Consider the following 18,670-nt stretch of genomic DNA (forward strand, 5'->3'; position numbering starts at 1 on the left):
GTTACGGCGGCTATAGCGGAGGGGAAACGCCCGGCCCCATTCCGAACCCGGAAGCTAAGCCCTCCAGCGCCAATGGTACTGCACCCTAATCAGTGTGGGAGAGTAGGACACCGCCGAACACAATTTCCCACTGTGGCCCCTCACGATTCGTGAGGGGCCACAGTGCGTTTCGGGATCAGTGTCCAGGTTCAGTCGGTGCCCTTGGGTACCACGATCATCGGCACGGACACCGCCCGGAGGATCTTGGCCGCGGTTGTTCCGAGGAACAAGGTGTTGGGCGCCGCGAGCCGGCTCGACCCGACCATCACGACGTCACCGTCCTGCCAGTCCAGCGAACCGACCGCTTCTTCGATCGTCGATCCTTGGGCCACCGCGGAGCTGACCGGAAAGTCCTGTGGCAGCTGCTCTCTGGCCGCCTCGAGGCTGCGTCGTGCGTGTTCCCGAGCGGAGTCGAGTGCGCGTTCCTCGGGTTCGGTGCGCCACGGTTGCACGTCGTCGACGGCCACCAGCGAGATCAAGCGGATCGGCCGTTGGGCACGGACGCCGCTGCGAAGCGCGGTCTGGAACAGCAGCTGGGTCCCGGGTCGACTGCCGATCGCAACCGAGATCTCCCGGACCTCGTCGGCGCCGAGGTGAGCGAATCCCGGTGGCGCCACCGCGACCGGGACGGGTGCCGAGTGCAGGATGTCGTTCACGACGGTCCCGAGCGTGTGTCGTCCGCGGATGCCGCCGCCTGCGCCGCCGATCACCAGCATGTCTGCCGAGGTCCGTCGGGCCTGCACGATCAGTCCCTCACCCGGATTGGCGTGTTCGGCGATCGTCGTGGTGGTCTCGATGTCGTCGGGCAGTTTGGCTGCGGCCGCGTCGAGCCAGCGTCGGGCAGCGCTGTCCAGGGCGTCGGAGAGGCGTTCCACCGACACCTGTTCGGACGGGTCGGTGCTCTCCGGTTCCGGTGGGATGACGATGCAGAGTTCGAGTTCGGCGTCGAAGGTGCGCGCAAGGCAGGCACCCAGAGCGACCGCGTCGTCGCCTCCCGAGGTCGCGATGTATACGACGAGCAACTTCATGGGTACTCCCAGCGTCGGTGTCTCGGTCCCCGGTCATCGCCAGCCTAGTCATCGGGTGGAGCCCCGGGGTGTACCCGACGCGGCGGAGATCCGTCGCGGTGTCGGGGTGGCACGGGACACGCTTAGATGGAGGGCATGGAGTCCCTCGTCGACGGATATTTCAGCCACATCATGAACGAATGCCGATCGGATCATGGGGGTGCGGTGGCTGACTACATCCCGGAACTGTCTGCGGTGGACCCGAACGGGTATGCGCTGTCCCTCTGTGTGCACGATGGACACACCTACTCGCACGGCGACACGGCCACGGCGTTCACCATCCAGTCGGTGTCGAAGCCGCTCACGTACGCGATGGCGTTGCAGAAGCACGGTGCGGTCGCAGTGGACGCGAAAATCGGCGTCGAACCGTCGGGGGAGGCGTTCAACGAGATCAGCGTCGACGACCGGCGCCGGCCGAAGAACCCGATGATCAACGCCGGCGCGATCTTCGCGGCGTCGATGCTGTTGCCGCCGATGGACACCGTCGACGAGGCCGCGGTGGCGGCGGCGTTCGCCGAGGTGCTCGAGTTCTACTCCGGGTGTGCCGGTCGACGACTGACGATGGACGAGGACGTCTATGCCTCGGAGGCGGCCACCGGATCGCGCAACCGGGCGATCGCCTACATGCTCGACAGCTTCGGGGCGCTCGAGACCAGTCCCGACGCCGCGCTCGACCTGTACTACCGGCAGTGCTCGATTCGCGTGACCACCGACGATCTCGCCGGAATCGGAGCCACCATCGCCAACGGTGGGGTGAACCCGCGTACCGGCCGTTCGGTGTTCTCCGGTGAGACGGCGCAACGCCTCCTCAGTGTCATGACCACCTGCGGCATGTACGACGGTGCGGGTGACTGGGTCACCACAGTCGGCCTGCCGGCCAAGAGCGGCGTCGGCGGCGGCATCCTCGCGGTCCTGCCGGGCCAGCTCGGCATCGGGGTGTACTCACCCCGCCTCGACGAGCACGGCAACAGCGTCCGCGGAGTCCAGGTGTGCCGTTCGTTGTCGAAGGATCTCGGACTGCACATGTTCAACGTGACCAGGGAGAGCCGGGTGACAATCCGGTCGGTCTACGACCTCTCGGACACATCCGTGGGAGCGGAGTGGAGCGAGCGGGAGCGCAGCTATCTGCGGACCTGCCGCGACACCATACGGGTGTACGAACTCCAGGGTGATCTGACTTTCGCCGGAGCTGAGAGCGTGCATCGCCGTCTGGAAGCCGACATGAACCAGTACACCGTGGTGATCGTCGAGATCTCGCGGATCGGGGTGATCGACGCCGTCGCCCGCACCATGGTCCTGAGCATGAAGCGGCGGCTCGACCAGACCGGTCGACGGGCGATGCTCGTCGACCCCGACGGGGTGGTGCGAGCCAGTGTGGACCGCCACCGCAACGACACGGCGTTGCCCGATCTCGATGCGCCGCAAGAACTCCAGGGTTTCGATCCGGCGCTACCGCACGTGCACTCGACCATGGGCGACGCGATCACCGACGCCGAGACGTTCTTGCTCAAGCACTATTACGACCGGTGAGCAGCGACCCGTGGCCGACGGACAGGGGGTCACCGAAACCCTCGTCCGGATGGCCTAGGGTGGGCACGTGCGTCTCGTCATCGCGGAGTGTCAGGTCGATTACGTGGGGCGGCTGACCGCTCATCTGCCAATGGCTCGACGGTTGCTGTTGATCAAGTCGGACGGGTCGGTGAGCGTGCACGCCGACGACCGGGCCTACAAGCCGCTGAACTGGATGAGTCCGCCGTGCTGGCTCACCGAGGCGCAGGTTCCCGACGGCACGCAGGCACAGGCGTACTGGGTCGTCACCAACAAGGCCGGTGAGGAACTCCGCATCACGATCGCGTCGATCGAGCACGACTCGCAGCACGAGCTCGGGGTCGACCCCGGTCTCGTCAAGGACGGCGTGGAGGCGCACCTGCAGGAACTGCTCGCCGAGCACGTCGAGACGCTCGGTCCGGGTCACACCCTCATCCGCCGCGAGTACATGACCGCGATCGGGCCGGTCGACCTGCTGTGTCGGGACGCGTCGGGTGCCACGGTGGCGGTCGAGATCAAGCGACGCGGTGAGATCGACGGCGTCGAGCAGCTGACGCGGTACCTCGACCTGCTCAACCGCGACACCACGCTCGCCCCGGTGGCCGGGGTCTTTGCCGCGCAACAGATCAAGCCGCAGGCCCGGACGCTCGCCGAGGACCGCGGAATCCGGTGTGTGGTGCTGGATTACGACGAACTGCGCGGAGCGGAGAGTACGGAGTTCCGGCTCTTCTGAGGAGTGGCTTCGACCAGCTCGACCAGCGGACAGTCCTCCAGTCAGGCGTTGGATCGCACCTCGGGCGACCGCGCCTCGGGCGACAGTTTGCGGTTGAGGAGCTCGAGGTCGTCGGAGTCGGACAGCACGGAGTACTCGGAATCGTCCGGCTGGGCCAGCAGTTCCGGGAGCTCGGCCAGTTTGTCGCGGAGATGTCCGAGGTTCGCGGCGATGTCCTGACGGGTGCGATCGGCCGCCTGGGCGAGTTCGCGTGACCGGTCGAGCCGCTCCGTCGCGATGTCCAGTGCGGTCTGCCGGATGTGAGCCGCCTCGTCGAGAGCGCGTTCGCGCTGGTCGGCCAGTTCGGCGTCGTGGCGTTCCCGCTCGGCCCTGCGTTCGGCGGCACTGACCGCCTCCATCTCGGCGACGTCGGCCTTCGCCTTCTCCACGAGTCGACGGGCCTCGTCCTTGGCGGCCTGCATCGTCTTGCTGTGTTCGGCCTCCATCGCGGCGGAGCGCTCGGCGATGAGGCGCGCGGACTCCGACTCGTTGGCGGCCGCGGTCTCCTTGACCTGCCGGGCCCGGGCGGCGGCCTCGTCGACCAGCTTCTTCGCGGCGGTGCGGGCCTCGCCCCGGACACGCTCGGCGTCGGTCGCGGCGGAAGACCGCATGTCGGCGGCCTCCTGGCGGGCGATGGACAGCGTCTCGGCGGCCTCGGCCGAGGCCTCGGCGCGCATCTCCGACGCCTCGTCGGATGCCAGCTGCAGCATCCGGGACAGTCGCTCGCTCATGCCCTGCGCGGTGGTCGGCGGGACCGAGAGCTTGTCGACCTCGCGACGGAGCTCGGCGATCTCGTCGCGGGCGTCCTCGAGATGCGCGGCGAGTTCGTGCGCGTTGGCGGTGGCGGCGTCGCGATCCGCGGCGAGGACGCGCAGATCGGCGTCGAGCCGCTGGAGGTGGTCGGCGACCTGCTCACGGTCATAACCGCGCATCACGATCGCGAAGGGCAATTGCCGTGCGGGACCTGGCATGGCGGCCAGTGTATCGGAGAGCGCGCGGGATCTCCCCGGCCTCGGCGACGCCGCACGCGGACGTGCCGAGCGGGTCGGGCCGCCGGCGGGCCCGACCGGCTCGGCACGGTGAGTCGGTCAGTGACGCAACGGTTTTCGACCGTTGCGGGATATCAGTGCGCGGTGGCGGCGGGCTCCACGAGTTCGAGCAGGACGCCACCGGCGTCCTTGGGGTGGACGAAGTTGATCCGCGAGTCGGCGGTGCCGCGCTTGGCTGCCGGGTAGAGGACCCGGACGCCGGCTTCGGTGAGCCGCGCCGTCACCGCGTCGACGTCGGTGACGCGCACGGCGAGCTGCTGCAGACCCGGGCCGTTCCGGTCGATGAACTTGGCGATCGTCGAGGACTCGTCGAGCGGCGCGAGCAACTGGATCACCGCGCCGGTGCCGCCGGCCGGCCCGACCATGGCCTCTTCGACACCCTGTTCGGCATTCGTCTCCTGGTGCAGCGTCTCGAACCCGAGGTGGGTGGCGTACCACTCCTTGGCGGCGTCGAGATCGGGGACGGCGATGCCGACGTGATCGATGGCGATGATCAGGTCGGAGATCAGTGCGGTGGTGCTGGGGTCCGTTGCAGAGGAAGACATGGGACAACGGTAGCGTTGAGGTGTTGAGCGCACAGAGCGGGCGCTCGGTTGGCCCCCTTTTCGACACCCCCGGAGGTTCCTTCATGACTTCGACTGCCGACACGACAACGGTCATCGTCGCCGGTGCACGCACACCCTTCGGCCGCCTGCTGGGCTCGCTGAAGGACTTCAGCGGAGTGGACCTCGGCGCAGTCGCCATCAAGGGCGCGCTGGAGCGGTCCGGCGTACCCGCCTCGGAGGTCCAGTACGTGATCATGGGCCAGGTGCTGACCGCGGGGGCCGGTCAGATGCCTGCTCGCCAGGCGGCGATCAAGGCGGGCATCGGCTGGGACGTCCCGACCCTGACCATCAACAAGATGTGCCTGTCGGGCGTCGACGCGATCGCGCTGGCCGATCAGCTCATCCGGGCCGGGGAGTTCGACGTCGTCGTCGCCGGTGGCCAGGAGTCGATGACGCAGGCACCGCACCTCCTGCCCAACAGCCGCGGCGGCTTCAAGTACGGCAACACCGAACTCGTCGACCACATGGCCTTCGACGGACTGTTCGACGCCTTCACCGATCAGCCGATGGGGGCGCTGACCGAGCAGGGCAACGACGCCGACGGCTTCACCCGTGAGCAGCAGGACGAGTTCGCCGCGCGCAGCCACCGGCTCGCCGCCGCCGCATGGAAGAACGGTGTCTTCGACGACGAGGTCGTCCCGGTGTCCATCCCGCAGCGCAAGGGCGACCCGATCGAGTTCGCCGAGGACGAGGGCATCCGGGCCAACACGACCACCGAGTCGCTGTCCGGCCTGCGGCCGGCCTTCCGCAAGGACGGCACCATCACCGCGGGCAACTCGTCGCAGATCTCGGACGGCGCGGCCGCCGTGGTCGTGATGAGCAAGGCCAAGGCCGAGGAGCTCGGTGTCACGTGGCTGGCCGAGATCGGCGCCCACGGGGTCGTCGCCGGACCGGACTCGAGCCTGCAGGCGCAGCCGGCCAACGCCATCGTCAAGGCCTGTGACCGCGAGGGCATCGCGCCGGCGGACCTCGACATCATCGAGATCAACGAGGCGTTCGCGGCCGTCGGACTCTCCTCGACCAAGCAACTCGGCGTCGACCCCGAGATCGTCAACGTCAACGGCGGCGCGATTGCGGTCGGGCACCCGATCGGCACCTCCGGCGCGCGGATCGCGCTGCATGTGGCGCTCGAGCTGAAGCGACGCGGCGGTGGTGTCGGGGCGGCTGCGCTGTGCGGAGCCGGCGGCCAGGGCGACGCCCTGATCATCCGGGTTCCGAAGGCGTGAGGAACGAGACGTCTACGACACCTTGTAGTAGTTTTCTGTCCGATTCGGCACAATGAGGGCCATGCTGTCATTCTTCGACCTGACCACACCCGCCAAGCGCTTCCGGTTCGTCGCCGTCGCCGAGGCGATCACCTGGGCGATCCTGCTGGTCGCCATGGTCGTCAAGCGGGTGAACGACGACGACGAGGCGATTGCCAAGCCGGGAATGATCCACGGGATCGTCTTCGTGCTCTTCGTGGTCGTCGCCCTCGTCACGGCTGTCCAGCTCAAGTGGAACTCCGTGAAGTGGGAGCTGCCGGTGGGCTCGCGCCGGATCGGGATCCCGATCGTGACCCTGCTCGCGCTGGTGTCGAGCCTGCCGCCGTTCGGCACGATCGTGTTCGAGTGGTGGGCGCGCCGTAACGGCCATCTCGCCGAGCTGTCCACCGATCGCGCACCGAGGCAGGCCACAGCCTGACCGCCCCGACCGCACCTTCGATCGCCCCGACGCTACGCCGGTCACGCCGCAGCGTCGGGGCGATCTTTGCGCTCAACGGGTTCCTCGCGGCGATGTGGGTGGCGCACATCCCGGTCATCAGCGAGCGCACCGGGGTCGGCCACGATCAACTCGGCGGCCTGCTCCTGCTGCTCGGCGCCTCGGCGTTCGTGGGCATGCAGGTCTGCGGCCGCCTGATCGACCGTCGGGGTTCCCGCCCGGTGACCATCGGGGCCGCCGTGTTGCTGTCGGCGGTGATCATCGCGCCGGTGCTCGCCGTCGACGCACTGACCCTCGCCGCCGCACTCGTCGCCTTCGGCTTCGCCAACGGTTGTCTCGATGTGTCGATGAACGCGCAGGCAGTTGTGGTGGAACGGGCCTACCGCCGTCCGATCATGTCGTCGTTCCACGGCTTCTTCTCCGCGGGCAGCCTGGTGGGATCCGGAGTGGTCGCCGCGACGCTGTGGGCCGACGTCGGGGTCATCCTCACGGTGGCCTGCGCCGCGGTGGCCGGTGTCGGCGTCGTCGCGTGGAACGCCCGTGGACTGGCCGGCCGCGAGGTCGGCTCCGACGAGACGGGCGCACGAGGCGGTCGGACCGGGGACACCGAGTCCGCGAAGTGGTGGCACACCGTGGACCGGCGGCGCCTCGTGCTCCTGGCGGTGGTCGCCTTCGCGCTGATGCTGGCCGAGGGAACCGCCTACGACTGGAGTGCGCTGCACGTGGTGGAGACCTTCGGCTCCGCCGAGGCGGTCGGCGCCATCGCGTTCGGCGCATTCAGCGCGACGATGACCGTGACGCGGTTCGTGATCGACCCGGTGGTCGCGTCGGTGGGCCCGGTGGCCGTCGTTCGCTACGGCGGTCTGCTCGGCACCGCCGGCATCGTGATCGCGGTGCTCTCGCCCGTACCCGCGCTCGCGATCGTCGGGTGGGGCGTGTTCGGGCTCGGCCTGGCGGGCCTGATCCCGCAGATCTTCACCGCGGCGGGCAATCTGTCGGGTGAGTCGAGCGGTCGGACGATCTCCGCGGTCGTCGGATGCGGATACCTCGGCATGCTCGCCGGCCCCGCGGTCGTCGGCTTCATCAGCAGCCGGACCTCGTTGAACACCGGACTGCTCGCCGCGGTGGTGGCGCTCGCACTCGCCGTCGCACTCGCGCCCGTCGTTCGTCCCGACGGTGCCCGCGCGGCAACCCCGGACGGGGCCGGTTCACGCGACGCCGACTGATTCCGCGTCGCGGGTCGTGACACACTGGAGGGGTGACGCGACCAACCAATCGTCAGCAGGCCGCCGCCGCGGCCCGACAGCAGGCGGCAGCAGCCATGGCCATGTCCGGCGCGGTGGATCTCGGCGGCCTCAAGGAGCGCGCCGAAGCCGAACGCGCGCAGGCACAACGGGCACAGTCGCAGGCGGCCCAGCCCGGTCAGGCGCCTGCCCCGGGCGGACAACCGGCGGCCGCCGGTGCGGGACCCGCGTCGGCAGCGGTCCTCGACGTCACCGAGGAGACGTTCGAGGCAGAGGTCCTCAACCGGTCGATGCAGCAGCTCGTCGTCATCGACCTGTGGGCGGAGTGGTGCGGTCCGTGTAAGCAGCTGTCGCCGGTCCTGGAGCGTCTGGCCGCCGAGTCGGGCGGGCGCTGGATGCTGGCGAAGGTCGACGTCGATGCGAATCCGCGTATCGCACAGGCGTTCCGGGTGCAGTCGATCCCCATGGTCGTCGCGATCGTGCAGGGTCAGCCGGTGACCGCCTTCAACGGTGTCCGCTCCGAGGCCGAGATCACCCAGTGGATCGACGACATCTTCGCCCAGGTCGGCGACGTCCTGCCCGGTGTGCCGGACGGGCCCGCTCCCGAACCGGAACCCGAGGACCCGAGGTTGGTCGCGGCCGAGGCGAAGCTGAACGACGGTGACTTCGACGGTGCCCTCGCGGACTATCGGGCCATCGCCGAGGCGGAGCCGGAGAACCTCGAAGCGGCATCTGCCGCGCGCAATCTCGAGTTCATCCTGCGCGCGCAGGCGCACGATCCCGCGATCGTGGAGACGGCATCCCCGCGTGACGTCGACGCGCAACTCGCGGCCGCGGATGTCCTGCTGCTGTCGCAGCAACCCGAGGCCGCGTTCGACCGCATCATCGACGTGGTCCGGGTGACCGCGGGCGAGGAGCGCACCCGTGCTCGCACGCGACTGCTCGAGCTGTTCGAGCTCTTCGATCCCGCCGAACAGTTCGTCGTGAGCGCCCGTCGCAAGCTCGCCAGCGCGCTCTACTGACGGGGTGAGGCCACGGCGGGCTGGTCCCGCCGCGGCACCAGCCAGATCGCCGAGTTGGCGGGCAGCATGACCCGCGCCGACACGGGACGTCCGTGATATGACGGACCGTCCGCCGTGACCGACCCCATGTTGCCGCGTCCGGCGCCGCTGTAGGCGTCGGCGTCGGTGTTGAGGATCTCGTCCCAGACGCCCGCCGACGGCAGCCCGACCTGATAGTCGGAGCGATCGGAACCGCTGAGGTTGAACAGGCAGGCGACGACCGAGCCGTCGGTGCCGTATCGCAGGAAGCTGATCACGTTGTTCGCGGTGTCGTTGGCGTCGATCCACTCGTAGCCGAGTGGGTCGGTGTCCTGCGAGTACAGCGCGGGTCGCGAGCGGTAGATCCGGTTCAGGTCGGTGACGAGAGCCGAGATGCCGGAATGCAGTTCGCCCTCCCAGCCCTCCAGCTGATGCCAGTCCAGACTGCGGTTGTCGGCCCACTCGCCGGTCTGCCCGAACTCTTGTCCCATGAACAGCAACTGCTTACCCGGGTGCGACCACATGTAGGCGAGGTACACCCGCACACCCGCGGCCTTGGCGAACGAGTCGCCCGGCATCCGCGTCCACAGCGTGCCCTTGCCGTGCACGACCTCGTCGTGGGAGAGGGGCAGCACGAAGTTCTCGCTCCACGCGTACACCAGCGAGAAGGTGATCTCGTGGTGGTGGAAGCTCCGGTGGATCTGGTCGCGCGACAGATAGTCGAGGGTGTCGTGCATCCAGCCCATGTTCCATTTGAAGCTGAAACCCAACCCGCCGAGATCGGTCATGCGGGTCACGCCCGGCCAGGCGGTCGACTCCTCGGCGACCGTGATCACGCCCGGAAAGTGTTTGTGGACGGTCGCATTCGTCTCCTGGAGGAACTGCACGGCCTCCAGGTTCTCGCGGCCGCCGTGGACGTTGGGGCGCCACTGCCCGGCCGGGCGCGAGTAGTCCAGGTACAGCATCGAGGCGACGGCGTCGACGCGCAGACCGTCGATGTGGAATTCGCTGAACCAGAACAGGGCGTTCGCGACGAGGAAGTTGCGGACCTCATGGCGACCGAAGTCGAAGACGTAGGTGCCCCAGTCGAGCTGCTCACCGCGCATCGGATCGGCGTGCTCGTAGAGCGGGGTGCCGTCGAAACGGGCCAGCGCCCAGTCGTCCTTGGGGAAGTGGGCCGGCACCCAGTCGACGATGACGGCGATGTCGCGGGAGTGGAGATGGTCGACCAGGTAGCGGAAGTCGTCGGGCGTCCCGAAGCGGGCCGTCGGCGCGTAATAGGACGTGACCTGATAGCCCCACGAGCCGCCGAACGGATGCTCGGCGACGGGTAGGAACTCGACGTGGGTGAAGCCCTTCTCGACCGCGTACTCGGCCAGTTCGTGGGCGAGTTCGCGGTACCCGAGGCCCTGACGCCACGACGCGAGGTGGACCTCGTAGACGCTCATCGGCTCACGTTCGGGTGCCGACCGCTCCCGGCGCGCGATCCAGGCGTCGTCGGACCACACGTGTTCGGACACGGTGACCCGCGACGCGGTTGCCGGCGGGGTACTGGTGCGGAAGGCCATGGGATCGGCCTTGTCGCGGATGACGCCGTCGGCCCCGTGGACGCGGAACTTGTAGTGGGTGCCGTCGCCGACGTCGGGGACGAAGACCTCCCACACGCCGCTGACCCCGACCTTGCGCATGGGCGCGACCCGTCCGGTCCAGGCGTCGAAGTCGCCGATCACGGTGACGCCGTGGGCATTCGGTGCCCACACGGAGAAGGCGGTGCCGTTCACCTCGCCGTCGGTGGTCGTGTACGACGTCACGCGCGCACCGAGGGCGTTCCACAGTGACTCGTGACGGCCCTCGCTGAACAGGTGGATGTCGATCTCGCCGAGGCTCGGCAGGAAGCGGTAGCCGTCGGCGACGACGAATTCCGCGGTGCCGCCGGCGGAATCGGGATAGACGACGCGGTACCGGTAGTCCATCAGGTCGGCCATCGGCACGGTGACCACCCAGAGGTCGTCGGTCTGGCGGGTCATCGGGTGATCGACGCCGCCGATGACCGCGGACACCGAGAGTGCGTCCGGGCGCAACGTACGCAGGATGGTGGTGCCGCCGGGGGCGTCGTGGGCACCGAGGAACGCGTGCGGGTCGGGATGGGTCTGCGCGGCCAACCGACGGAGGTCGTGGTCGGTGGCATCGGGGTCCGGCAGGTCCGGCAGGCCCGGCGGATCAGGGCGATCGGTCACGAATACCTCACTGGATCCGAAGGGCGAGTTGCTGTGCGACGGCGGGGTCGAGGGGCGGCAGGGCGAGGATGTGCGCCACCGCGCGCCAGGGCTCGAGGCGGACGTAGTTGTCCTGGCCCCACCAGTACTCCTCGCCCGAGACCTCGTCCCGGACGGAGAAGTGGTCGTACCACTCGAAACCGAGCTTCGGCAGATCGAGCCAGACCGTGGAGTCCTCCGCGCCGAACGGATTCAGGTTGATGATCACGACCACGCGGTCGCCCGAGACGGGATCGATCTTCGAGTAGGCGATGAGCGACGGGTTGTCGACGTGGTGGAAGTGGATGTTGCGAAGTTGCTGCAGCGCCGGGTGGCGTCGGCGGATCTCGTTGAGCGAGGTGATCCACGGCTCGAGTGACTCGCCACGACTCGCCGCGGCCTTGTAGTCGCGGGGCCGCAGCTCGTACTTCTCCGAGTTCAGGTATTCCTCGCTGCCCTCGGTGACGGCGACGTGCTCGTAGAGTTCGTACCCGCTGTAGACGCCCCACGTCGGGGCGAGGGTGGCGGCGAGGGCAGCGCGTAGGGCGAACATGCCCGGTCCGCCGTGCTGCAGGCTCGCGTGGAGGATGTCGGGGGTGTTCACGAACAGATTGGGACGGGCCTCGTCGGCGTGGTCGGCGATCTCCCGGCCGAACTGTTCGAGCTCCCACTTCAGCGTCTTCCAGGTGAAGTAGGTGTAGCTCTGGGTGAAGCCGAGTCGTGCGAGGCCGTAGAGCCGGGCCGGCCGGGTGAACGACTCGGACAGGAACAGCACGTCCGGGTGCCGCTTCTTGACCTCGCTGATCAGCCATTCCCAGAAGTTCGGCGGTTTGGTGTGGGGATTGTCGACGCGGAAGATGTCGACGCCGAGACCGACCCAGTGCAGGACGACCTTCAGCACCGCGCGGTAGATGCCGTTGCGGTCGTTGTCGAAGTTCAGCGGGTAGATGTCCTGGTACTTCTTCGGCGGGTTCTCCGCGAACGCGATGGTGCCGTCGGGCTGGGTGGTGAACCACTCGGGGTGTTCGATCGCCCACGGATGGTCCGGCGCGCACTGCAGTGCCAGATCGAGCGCGACCTCCAATCCGAGTTCCCGAGCCCGGCCGACGAAATACTCGAAGTCCTCCTCGCTGCCGAGGAGGGGATGGATCGCGTCGTGACCGCCGTCCGCCGACCCGATGGCCCACGGCGAACCGACGTCGTCGGGTCCCGCGACGAGCGTGTTGTTGGGGCCCTTGCGGTTGACCTCGCCGATGGGGTGGATCGGCGGCAGGTAGACGACGTCGAATCCCATGTCGGCCACGCGCGGCAGGTCCTGGGCGGCGGTGAGGAACGTGCCGTGGACGGGATTGCCCTCGCCGTCCCAGCCGCCGGTGGAGCGGGGGAACAGCTCGTACCACGAGCCGAACAGCGCCCGGGTGCGGTCGACCCACACCCGGTAGGTGCGGCTCTTGGTGACGAGTTCGCGAACGGGGTGCGCGGAGAGCAACTCGACCACCTCGTCGGAGATGGCCAGACCCACCCGGTTCTCGACGCGGCGCCGGCGCGCCCGGAGCTGACGAGCGGCGTCGAGCAGCAACTCGCGGTCCTCGCCGGAGACGAGCCCGGCGGCGGTGTCGAGCACCCGCGCCCCGGTCTCGATGTCGTTGGCGAGGTCGGCCGCGCCCTGTCCGGCGTCGAGTTTCTTGATGACGGCCGACCGCCACGTGGCGTAGGGGTCGCTCCAGGCCTCGATGCGGTAGGACCAGAACCCGACGGCGTCGGGCACGAAGGCCGCGTTGAAGGTGTCCGGTTCCGGGGCCGGGATCATCCGGATGTCGAATGCCTCGCGGCGGGGCGCCTCGACGTGCAGTGTGACACCCAGGGCGTCGTGCCCCTCGCGCCAGGCCGTGGTGCTGATCGGGAAGTACTCTCCCACAACGGCTTTGGCTGGCTGCTGGCCCGCCGACACCAGGGGTGCGATGTCGTCGATACCCATGCGCCCGATCACGTGGAGCCTCCTGTCGTCAGCTCCCGTGACTGGCCGGGGTGCGCTGTCGGTCTCGCCTTCGTTGGTATCACCGGTACCCAACCTAGTGCCCCGCGGACGGGATTGTCTTGTCCTGGACCGCGCGGCCGTGTCGGCCCCGTCGGGTGCTCTCCGGGTCGGTCGAGGTCAGCCCACCGAACGAGCGGGATCGGTCAGCCGGGCGAGCGCCGACCGGACCACCGCGGGATCGGTGGTGCGCCACATCGGTGGCAACGACGCGAGCAGATAGCCGCCGTAACCGGCCGTCGCCAGCCGGGAGTCGAGGACCGCCACGACACCGCGGTCGTCGACCGAACGCAGCAACCGGCCGGCGCCCTGGGCGAGGAGCAGGGCGGCGTGGTTGGCCGCCACCGACAGGAACCCGTTGCCGCCGCGGGCGTCGACCGCGCGCTGTCGAGCGGTCAGCAACGGGTCGTCGGGACGCGGGAAGGGGATGCGGTCGATCAGGACCAGGCTCAGCGACGGGCCGGGCACGTCGACCCCCTGCCACAGGGACAGCGTGCCGAACAGGCAGGTCGCGGGATCGTCGGCGAACCGCCGGACCAGGGTCGAGGTGGTGTCGTCGCCCTGACACAGCACGGGATGGTCGGTGCGGTCGCGGATCGCGTCGGCGGCTTCGCGGGCCGCGCGCATGGAGGAGAAGAGGCCCAGCGTGCGACCGCCGGCGGAGTTCACGAGTTCGGCGATCTCGTCCATCGTCCGCGACGCGATGCCCGAGCGGTCGGGCCGGGGGAGGTGGCGCGCGACGTAGAGGATCGCCGACCGCGGATAGTCGAAGGGCGAGCCGGCGTCGAGACCGGTCCAGCGGGCCGAACCCGAATCCGAGGGGACCGCCTTCCCGCTCGCGGTGACGTCGGAGACGTTCGTCTCGTCCGTCACCGGACGGTCGGTCCCGCGCCCGGACGCCGGGAGTCCCCAGGTCGCGGCGAGGGCGTCGAAGGAGCCGCCGATGGTGAGGGTCGCCGACGTGAGGATGACCGTGGCGTCGGCGAACAGCGAGGCCCGCAGGAGGCCGCCGACCGACAGTGGCGCGATGTGCAGGATCGGCCGGGGTTCGGCGCCGCGGCGCGAGGTGTCCAGCGACGCCCACACGACGTCGCGTCGTTTGGCCTCGTCGGGTTCGTCGAACGCACCCAGGATCCGCACGACGGTGTCGTGCATGTCCTCGAGTGAGGTCAGCGCGGCCGATCGGGCGGCCGCCGCGCCGTCGTCGGCGCCGGCCATCCGGACGGGACCGATGGCGGTACGGGCCTGCCACAGTCGGTCGCGGAGCATGACCAGCACCGCGGTGGCGTCGGCCGGCAGGCCGGTCCACTGGCGCATCGGTGCGGAGTCGAGCAGTTCACCCAGCTGCTCACCGGCGCCGAGCAGGGCATCGGCGGTCTCCTCGTCGACGAGCTTCCCGCACCGGCGGGCGACGAGCGCCACCGAGGCGGCCGACAGCTCGTCGGTGGCCACCGAGGTCATCCGGTCGACGAGTTCGTGGGCCTCGTCGATGATGACGACGTCGTGCTCGGGCAGGACGTTCGCCGGGCTCGTCGCGTTGATGGCCAGCAGGGCGTGGTTGGTGACCACGACGTCGACCTTGCCGGACCGGCGGCGCGACTGCTCGGCGAAGCAGTCCTCGCCGTAGGAACAGTTGGCCGCGCCGAGACACTCGCGTGCGGTGACGCTGACCTGCCGCCACGACCGGTCGGACACGCCGGGGACCAGGTCGTCGCGGTCACCGGTCTCGGTGTCGCTGCTCCACTCTCGCAGGCGCGTCACCTCCCGGCCGGTCCGCGACAACTCGAACGGGTCGAACAGCTCGGTGTCCGGTTCCTCCGCGGTTCCGGAATGGATCTTGTTCAGACACAGGTAGTTTCCGCGACCTTTGAGGATCGCGAAGGTGGGCTCGCGGCCGATCGGCTTCTTCAGCGCCTTGGCCAGGCGGGGGAGATCGCGCTCGATGAGCTGACGCTGCAACGCGATCGTCGCGGTGGACACCACGACGGTGCGGCCGCTCTCGACGGCGTGGCGGATGGCCGGCACGAGGTAGGCCAGCGACTTGCCGGTGCCGGTGCCGGCCTGGACGGCCAGGTGCTCACCGGTGTCGATGGCGTGCGCGACCGCCGAGGCCATCGCGACCTGGCCGTCGCGGCGACGGCCGCCGAGTGCGGTGACCGCAGCGTCGAGCAGGTCGGTCACCGGGGGTGTGTTGGGCATGAGGTGGGTTCCGGTTGTCCTTGCTGTGGTCGCGGTGAGCTCGCGTACGGATAGGGGCGTGTTGTCTCAGACGTGTCGCGGCGCCGGTCGGTTCCCTCGATCGACGCCAGGATCGAGAATCGCGAGGTCGGCGGGCCGGCTATCCGGTCCGGCTCGACCCGTCGTAGAGCAGGTCGCCCACCAGTTCCACGCCCGCCTCCCGCAACGTCGACAGCGCCGCCGAGGTCGTCTCCGGCGCGACGCCGGCGGTGAAGTTGAGCAGCACCCGGGTGCGGAACCCGGCCTCGACCGCGTCGAGGGCGGTCGCCCGCACGCAGTGGTCGGTGGCGATGCCGACGACGTCGACCGACTTCACCTTCCGCTCGCGCAGCCACGCGGCGAGGGTCGAGCCGTCCTCCGCAGCACCCTCGAAGCCGGAGTACGCGGCGCTGTACTCGCCCTTGGAGAAGACCTCGTGCGCGGCGCCGGCGTCGAACTCGCGATGGAACGCCACCCCGTCGGTGCCGACGCGGCAGTGGGGCGGCCAGGTGTCGACGAAGTCGGGTTCGTCGGAGAAATGCGCACCGGGGTCGATGTGGTAGTCGCGGGTCGCGACGACGGTCCGATACTCGTCGAGGATCGAGGTGACCGCCCGCGCCACCGCGGCGCCGCCGTTCACCCCGAGGGCTCCGCCCTCGCAGAAGTCGTTCTGCACGTCGACGACGATCAGCGCGTCGGCGGGACGGGTGCCGTCGCTGCGTTCGGCGCTCATCCATGTCTCCTGTCGTCGGGGGTCATCGGGTTCGGGCGTGTGGGGCGGTTCAGCCGAGTTCGTAGCGGGTCGGCACCGCGGGATCTCCATGGGACAGGCCCAGACCCTCCCACGGCAAACTGACCAGGCCGGCCGCCAGATGGGCGCGGGCATCGGCGAGTGTCGGCAGCGCCTCGACGGGCGTGCCGCCGCGGACGAGCGGGATCTGCAGGTCCCGGAAGCCGAGCCCGTTCGGCGCGGGGCGGGTGCCGTCGGCGCGATAGACGATCTCCTCGACGATCGTGCCGCTCGATCGGGCCGCACGCACGGCCGATTTGGCCCCGCCGCGTGACTCCTTGTGGCTCGCCCGTTTGGCCACCGGCAGACCGTCGACCTCGACGAGCTTGTAGACCATCCCCGCCGTCGGAGCCCCGCTACCGGTGACCAGCGAGGTCCCGACACCGTAGGTGTCGACGGGCTCGGCGCGGAGCGAGGCGATCGCGTACTCGTCCAGATCGCCGGAGACCACGATCTTGGTCTCCGTCGCACCGAGGTCGTCGAGCTGTGCGCGTACCTGTCGGGCGAGCACACCGAGGTCGCCGGAGTCGATGCGCACGGCACCGAGCCCGGGCCCGGCCACCTCGATGGCGTTGCGCACGCCCTGGGTGATGTCGTAGGTGTCGACCAGCAGTGTGGTGCCGACGCCGAGGGCCTCGATCTGTGCGGCGAACGCGGCCTTCTCATCCGGGCCGTCGGGTCCGGTGAAGCCGAGGGTGAACGCGTGGGCTGCGGTGCCGGCGCTGGGCACGCCGAAACGGCGCGCCGCCTCCAGATTCGAGGTGGCGGCGACGCCCGCGATGTAGGCGGCACGCGCGCTGGCGACGGCCGCGCGCTCATGGGTGCGCCGCGATCCCATCTCGATGATCGGCCGCGACCCGGCGGCGCTGACCATGCGCGCCGCGGCCGAGGCGATCGCACTGTCGTGGTTGAGGATCGACAGGATCAGGGTCTCGAGCAGGACCGCCTCGGCAAACGTCGCTCGGACGGTGAGGATCGGCGACCCGGGGAAGTAGAGCTCGCCCTCGCGGTAGCCGTCGATGTCACCGGAGAACCGATAATCCCGCAGCCAGGCCACCGTGTCGGGATCGAGGAATCGTTCGACGACGGCGATCTCCTCGTCGCCGAACCGGAACGCCGCGAGCTCGTCGAGGACGCGGCCGGTCCCGGCAACGACGCCGTAGCGCCGACCGTCCGGGAGGCGGCGCGCGAAGACCTCGAATACGCACTGGCGGTGCGCAACCGGGTGGCGAAGCGCTGCCGCGACCATCGTCAGTTCGTACTGATCGGTCAGCAGCGCGGTGTTGTCGATGCTCACAATCGCTTACCCTGTCCCTATGGCGCCTGACGAAACTCGTGCGCACGAGGCTACCCCCGGCGGTACGGCGGTTGCCGAACCAGAGGTCGCCGACGGCGCGGCGGGACTCGACAAGCCCTGGATGACGATCGTGTGGGACGACCCGGTCAACCTGATGCGGTACGTCACCTTCGTCTTCCAGAAGATCTTCGGCTATTCCGAGTCCCGGGCCAATGAACTGATGATGCAGGTCCACACCGAGGGCCGGGCCGTCGTGTCCTCCGGCGACCGCGACAAGGTCGAGGCCGACGTCGCGAAGCTGCACGCCGCCGGTCTGTGGGCCACGATGCAGCGGGATTCGTGACCGGCCGGTCCGCTTCGCGCACACTCCGGGCACACTGAACGCGTGCGCACCTGGAAACGCAAAGGGCGCGGCGACACGATGCGGATCGCATCGCAGCTCGACGCGCACGAAGCAGAACTGCTCGCATCCATGGTCACCTCGATGTGCGAACTGCTCACCGAGCGGGCCGATTCCGCGCCCCACGACGACCTGGCGACGCTCACCGGCATCAGTGTCGGTCACTCGGAGGCACCCGACGACGTCACCCTCGGGCGCCTCCTCCCGGATTTCCATCGCCCCGACCAGGACGACGAGCTCTCCGCCGAGGTCGTCAACGGAAAACTGAACTCGGCGCTGCGCAGCGTGCACGAGCCGCAGATCATCGACGCCAAGCTCGGTGCGGCCCGGGTGCTGCTCGACACGCTCCCGGCGGGTGGCGGGGACCTCGTCCTCACGCCCGAAGAGGCCGCGGCCTGGCTCACCGCGCTCAACGACGTCCGGCTCGCGCTCGGCGCGATGCTCGGCATCTCCGAGGACACCCCCGACCAGCTGCCGCCGGATCACCCGCACGCCGCGCATCTCGACGTCTACCACTGGCTCACGGTGATGCAGGATCTGCTCGTCGAGGCGCTGATGTGAACCGACGTCCAGGGAGTTCGAGGTCTGTGTCCGCATCGACGTCAGGAGTT

General features: G+C 69.2%; 16 protein-coding genes and 1 rRNA gene. 9 read left to right on the forward strand and 8 right to left on the reverse strand.

The window, feature by feature from the left end:
* Positions 1-2 precede the first annotated feature (2 nt).
* Positions 3-119 (forward strand): 5S ribosomal RNA (rrf, locus tag MHN80_RS16450).
* A gap of 69 nt (positions 120-188) precedes the next feature.
* Here the strand turns inward: rrf and MHN80_RS16455 are convergent.
* Positions 189-1,067, reverse strand: coding sequence for a universal stress protein (locus MHN80_RS16455; RefSeq protein WP_239402679.1), 879 nt, complete (start codon positions 1,065-1,067; stop codon positions 189-191).
* A gap of 135 nt (positions 1,068-1,202) precedes the next feature.
* On the opposite strand from MHN80_RS16455, the gene glsA reads away from it, so the two are divergent.
* Both glsA and nucS read left to right on the forward strand, forming a co-directional pair.
* Entirely contained in the window at positions 1,203-2,636 is a 1,434-nt protein-coding gene (glsA, locus tag MHN80_RS16460) for a glutaminase A (protein WP_239402680.1), read from the forward strand.
* Positions 2,637-2,703: 67 nt separating this feature from the next.
* A complete protein-coding gene (nucS, locus tag MHN80_RS16465) occupies positions 2,704-3,387 on the forward strand; it encodes an endonuclease NucS (protein ID WP_004019507.1) in 684 nt (227 codons plus the stop codon).
* 41 nt (positions 3,388-3,428) lie between these two features.
* On the opposite strand, the gene MHN80_RS16470 is transcribed toward nucS, so the two are convergent.
* Positions 3,429-4,397 (reverse strand): hypothetical protein, encoded by a 969-nt coding sequence (locus tag MHN80_RS16470; protein WP_004019510.1) that lies wholly within the window; start codon positions 4,395-4,397, stop codon positions 3,429-3,431.
* Positions 4,398-4,549: 152 nt separating this feature from the next.
* Positions 4,550-5,020 carry a methylmalonyl-CoA epimerase gene (gene mce, locus MHN80_RS16475; protein ID WP_239402681.1) on the reverse strand — a complete coding sequence of 157 codons (471 nt, stop codon included), beginning with the start codon at positions 5,018-5,020 and terminating at the stop codon, positions 4,550-4,552.
* Between the two features lie 83 nt (positions 5,021-5,103).
* Between mce and MHN80_RS16480 the strand changes: the two genes are divergently transcribed.
* From MHN80_RS16480 to MHN80_RS16495, 4 genes are all read left to right on the forward strand, one after another.
* Entirely contained in the window at positions 5,104-6,306 is a 1,203-nt protein-coding gene (locus tag MHN80_RS16480; protein ID WP_239402682.1) for an acetyl-CoA C-acetyltransferase, read from the forward strand.
* Positions 6,307-6,367: 61 nt separating this feature from the next.
* On the forward strand, positions 6,368-6,763 hold the full coding sequence (locus MHN80_RS16485; RefSeq protein WP_004019513.1) for a DUF3817 domain-containing protein: 396 nt from the start codon (positions 6,368-6,370) through the stop codon (positions 6,761-6,763).
* Between the two features lie 92 nt (positions 6,764-6,855).
* Positions 6,856-8,007, forward strand: a complete 1,152-nt coding sequence (locus MHN80_RS16490) for an MFS transporter (RefSeq protein WP_180819511.1) — start codon at positions 6,856-6,858, stop codon at positions 8,005-8,007.
* A gap of 95 nt (positions 8,008-8,102) precedes the next feature.
* Positions 8,103-9,047 (forward strand): tetratricopeptide repeat protein, encoded by a 945-nt coding sequence (locus MHN80_RS16495; protein ID WP_004019515.1) that lies wholly within the window; start codon positions 8,103-8,105, stop codon positions 9,045-9,047.
* Here MHN80_RS16495 and glgB read toward each other — a convergent pair.
* The 5 genes from glgB to MHN80_RS16520 form a co-directional block, all read right to left on the reverse strand.
* A complete protein-coding gene (gene glgB / locus MHN80_RS16500) occupies positions 9,041-11,302 on the reverse strand; it encodes a 1,4-alpha-glucan branching protein GlgB (protein ID WP_239402683.1) in 2,262 nt (753 codons plus the stop codon). The two genes, MHN80_RS16495 and glgB, sit on opposite strands and share 7 nt — an antisense overlap.
* 7 nt (positions 11,303-11,309) lie before the next feature.
* Positions 11,310-13,310: a maltotransferase domain-containing protein gene (locus MHN80_RS16505; protein WP_239402684.1), complete on the reverse strand. Its 2,001-nt coding sequence runs from the start codon at positions 13,308-13,310 to the stop codon at positions 11,310-11,312.
* Positions 13,311-13,475: 165 nt separating this feature from the next.
* A complete protein-coding gene (locus MHN80_RS16510) occupies positions 13,476-15,554 on the reverse strand; it encodes an ATP-dependent DNA helicase (RefSeq protein WP_101822802.1) in 2,079 nt (692 codons plus the stop codon).
* 139 nt (positions 15,555-15,693) lie between these two features.
* Positions 15,694-16,305 (reverse strand): isochorismatase family protein, encoded by a 612-nt coding sequence (locus MHN80_RS16515; RefSeq protein WP_239402685.1) that lies wholly within the window; start codon positions 16,303-16,305, stop codon positions 15,694-15,696.
* A gap of 49 nt (positions 16,306-16,354) precedes the next feature.
* A complete protein-coding gene (locus MHN80_RS16520; protein WP_004019520.1) occupies positions 16,355-17,659 on the reverse strand; it encodes a nicotinate phosphoribosyltransferase in 1,305 nt (434 codons plus the stop codon).
* A 19-nt stretch (positions 17,660-17,678) separates the two neighbouring features.
* On the opposite strand from MHN80_RS16520, the gene clpS reads away from it, so the two are divergent.
* On the forward strand, positions 17,679-18,002 hold the full coding sequence (gene clpS, locus MHN80_RS16525; RefSeq protein ID WP_033203522.1) for an ATP-dependent Clp protease adapter ClpS: 324 nt from the start codon (positions 17,679-17,681) through the stop codon (positions 18,000-18,002).
* A 42-nt stretch (positions 18,003-18,044) separates the two neighbouring features.
* Positions 18,045-18,620, forward strand: a complete 576-nt coding sequence (locus MHN80_RS16530; protein ID WP_004019522.1) for a DUF2017 domain-containing protein — start codon at positions 18,045-18,047, stop codon at positions 18,618-18,620.
* The last annotated feature ends 50 nt before the right edge of the window (positions 18,621-18,670 follow it).

The sequence above is a fragment of the Gordonia sp. McavH-238-E genome (assembly GCF_022348225.1).
Lineage (GTDB): Bacteria > Actinomycetota > Actinomycetes > Mycobacteriales > Mycobacteriaceae > Gordonia > Gordonia terrae.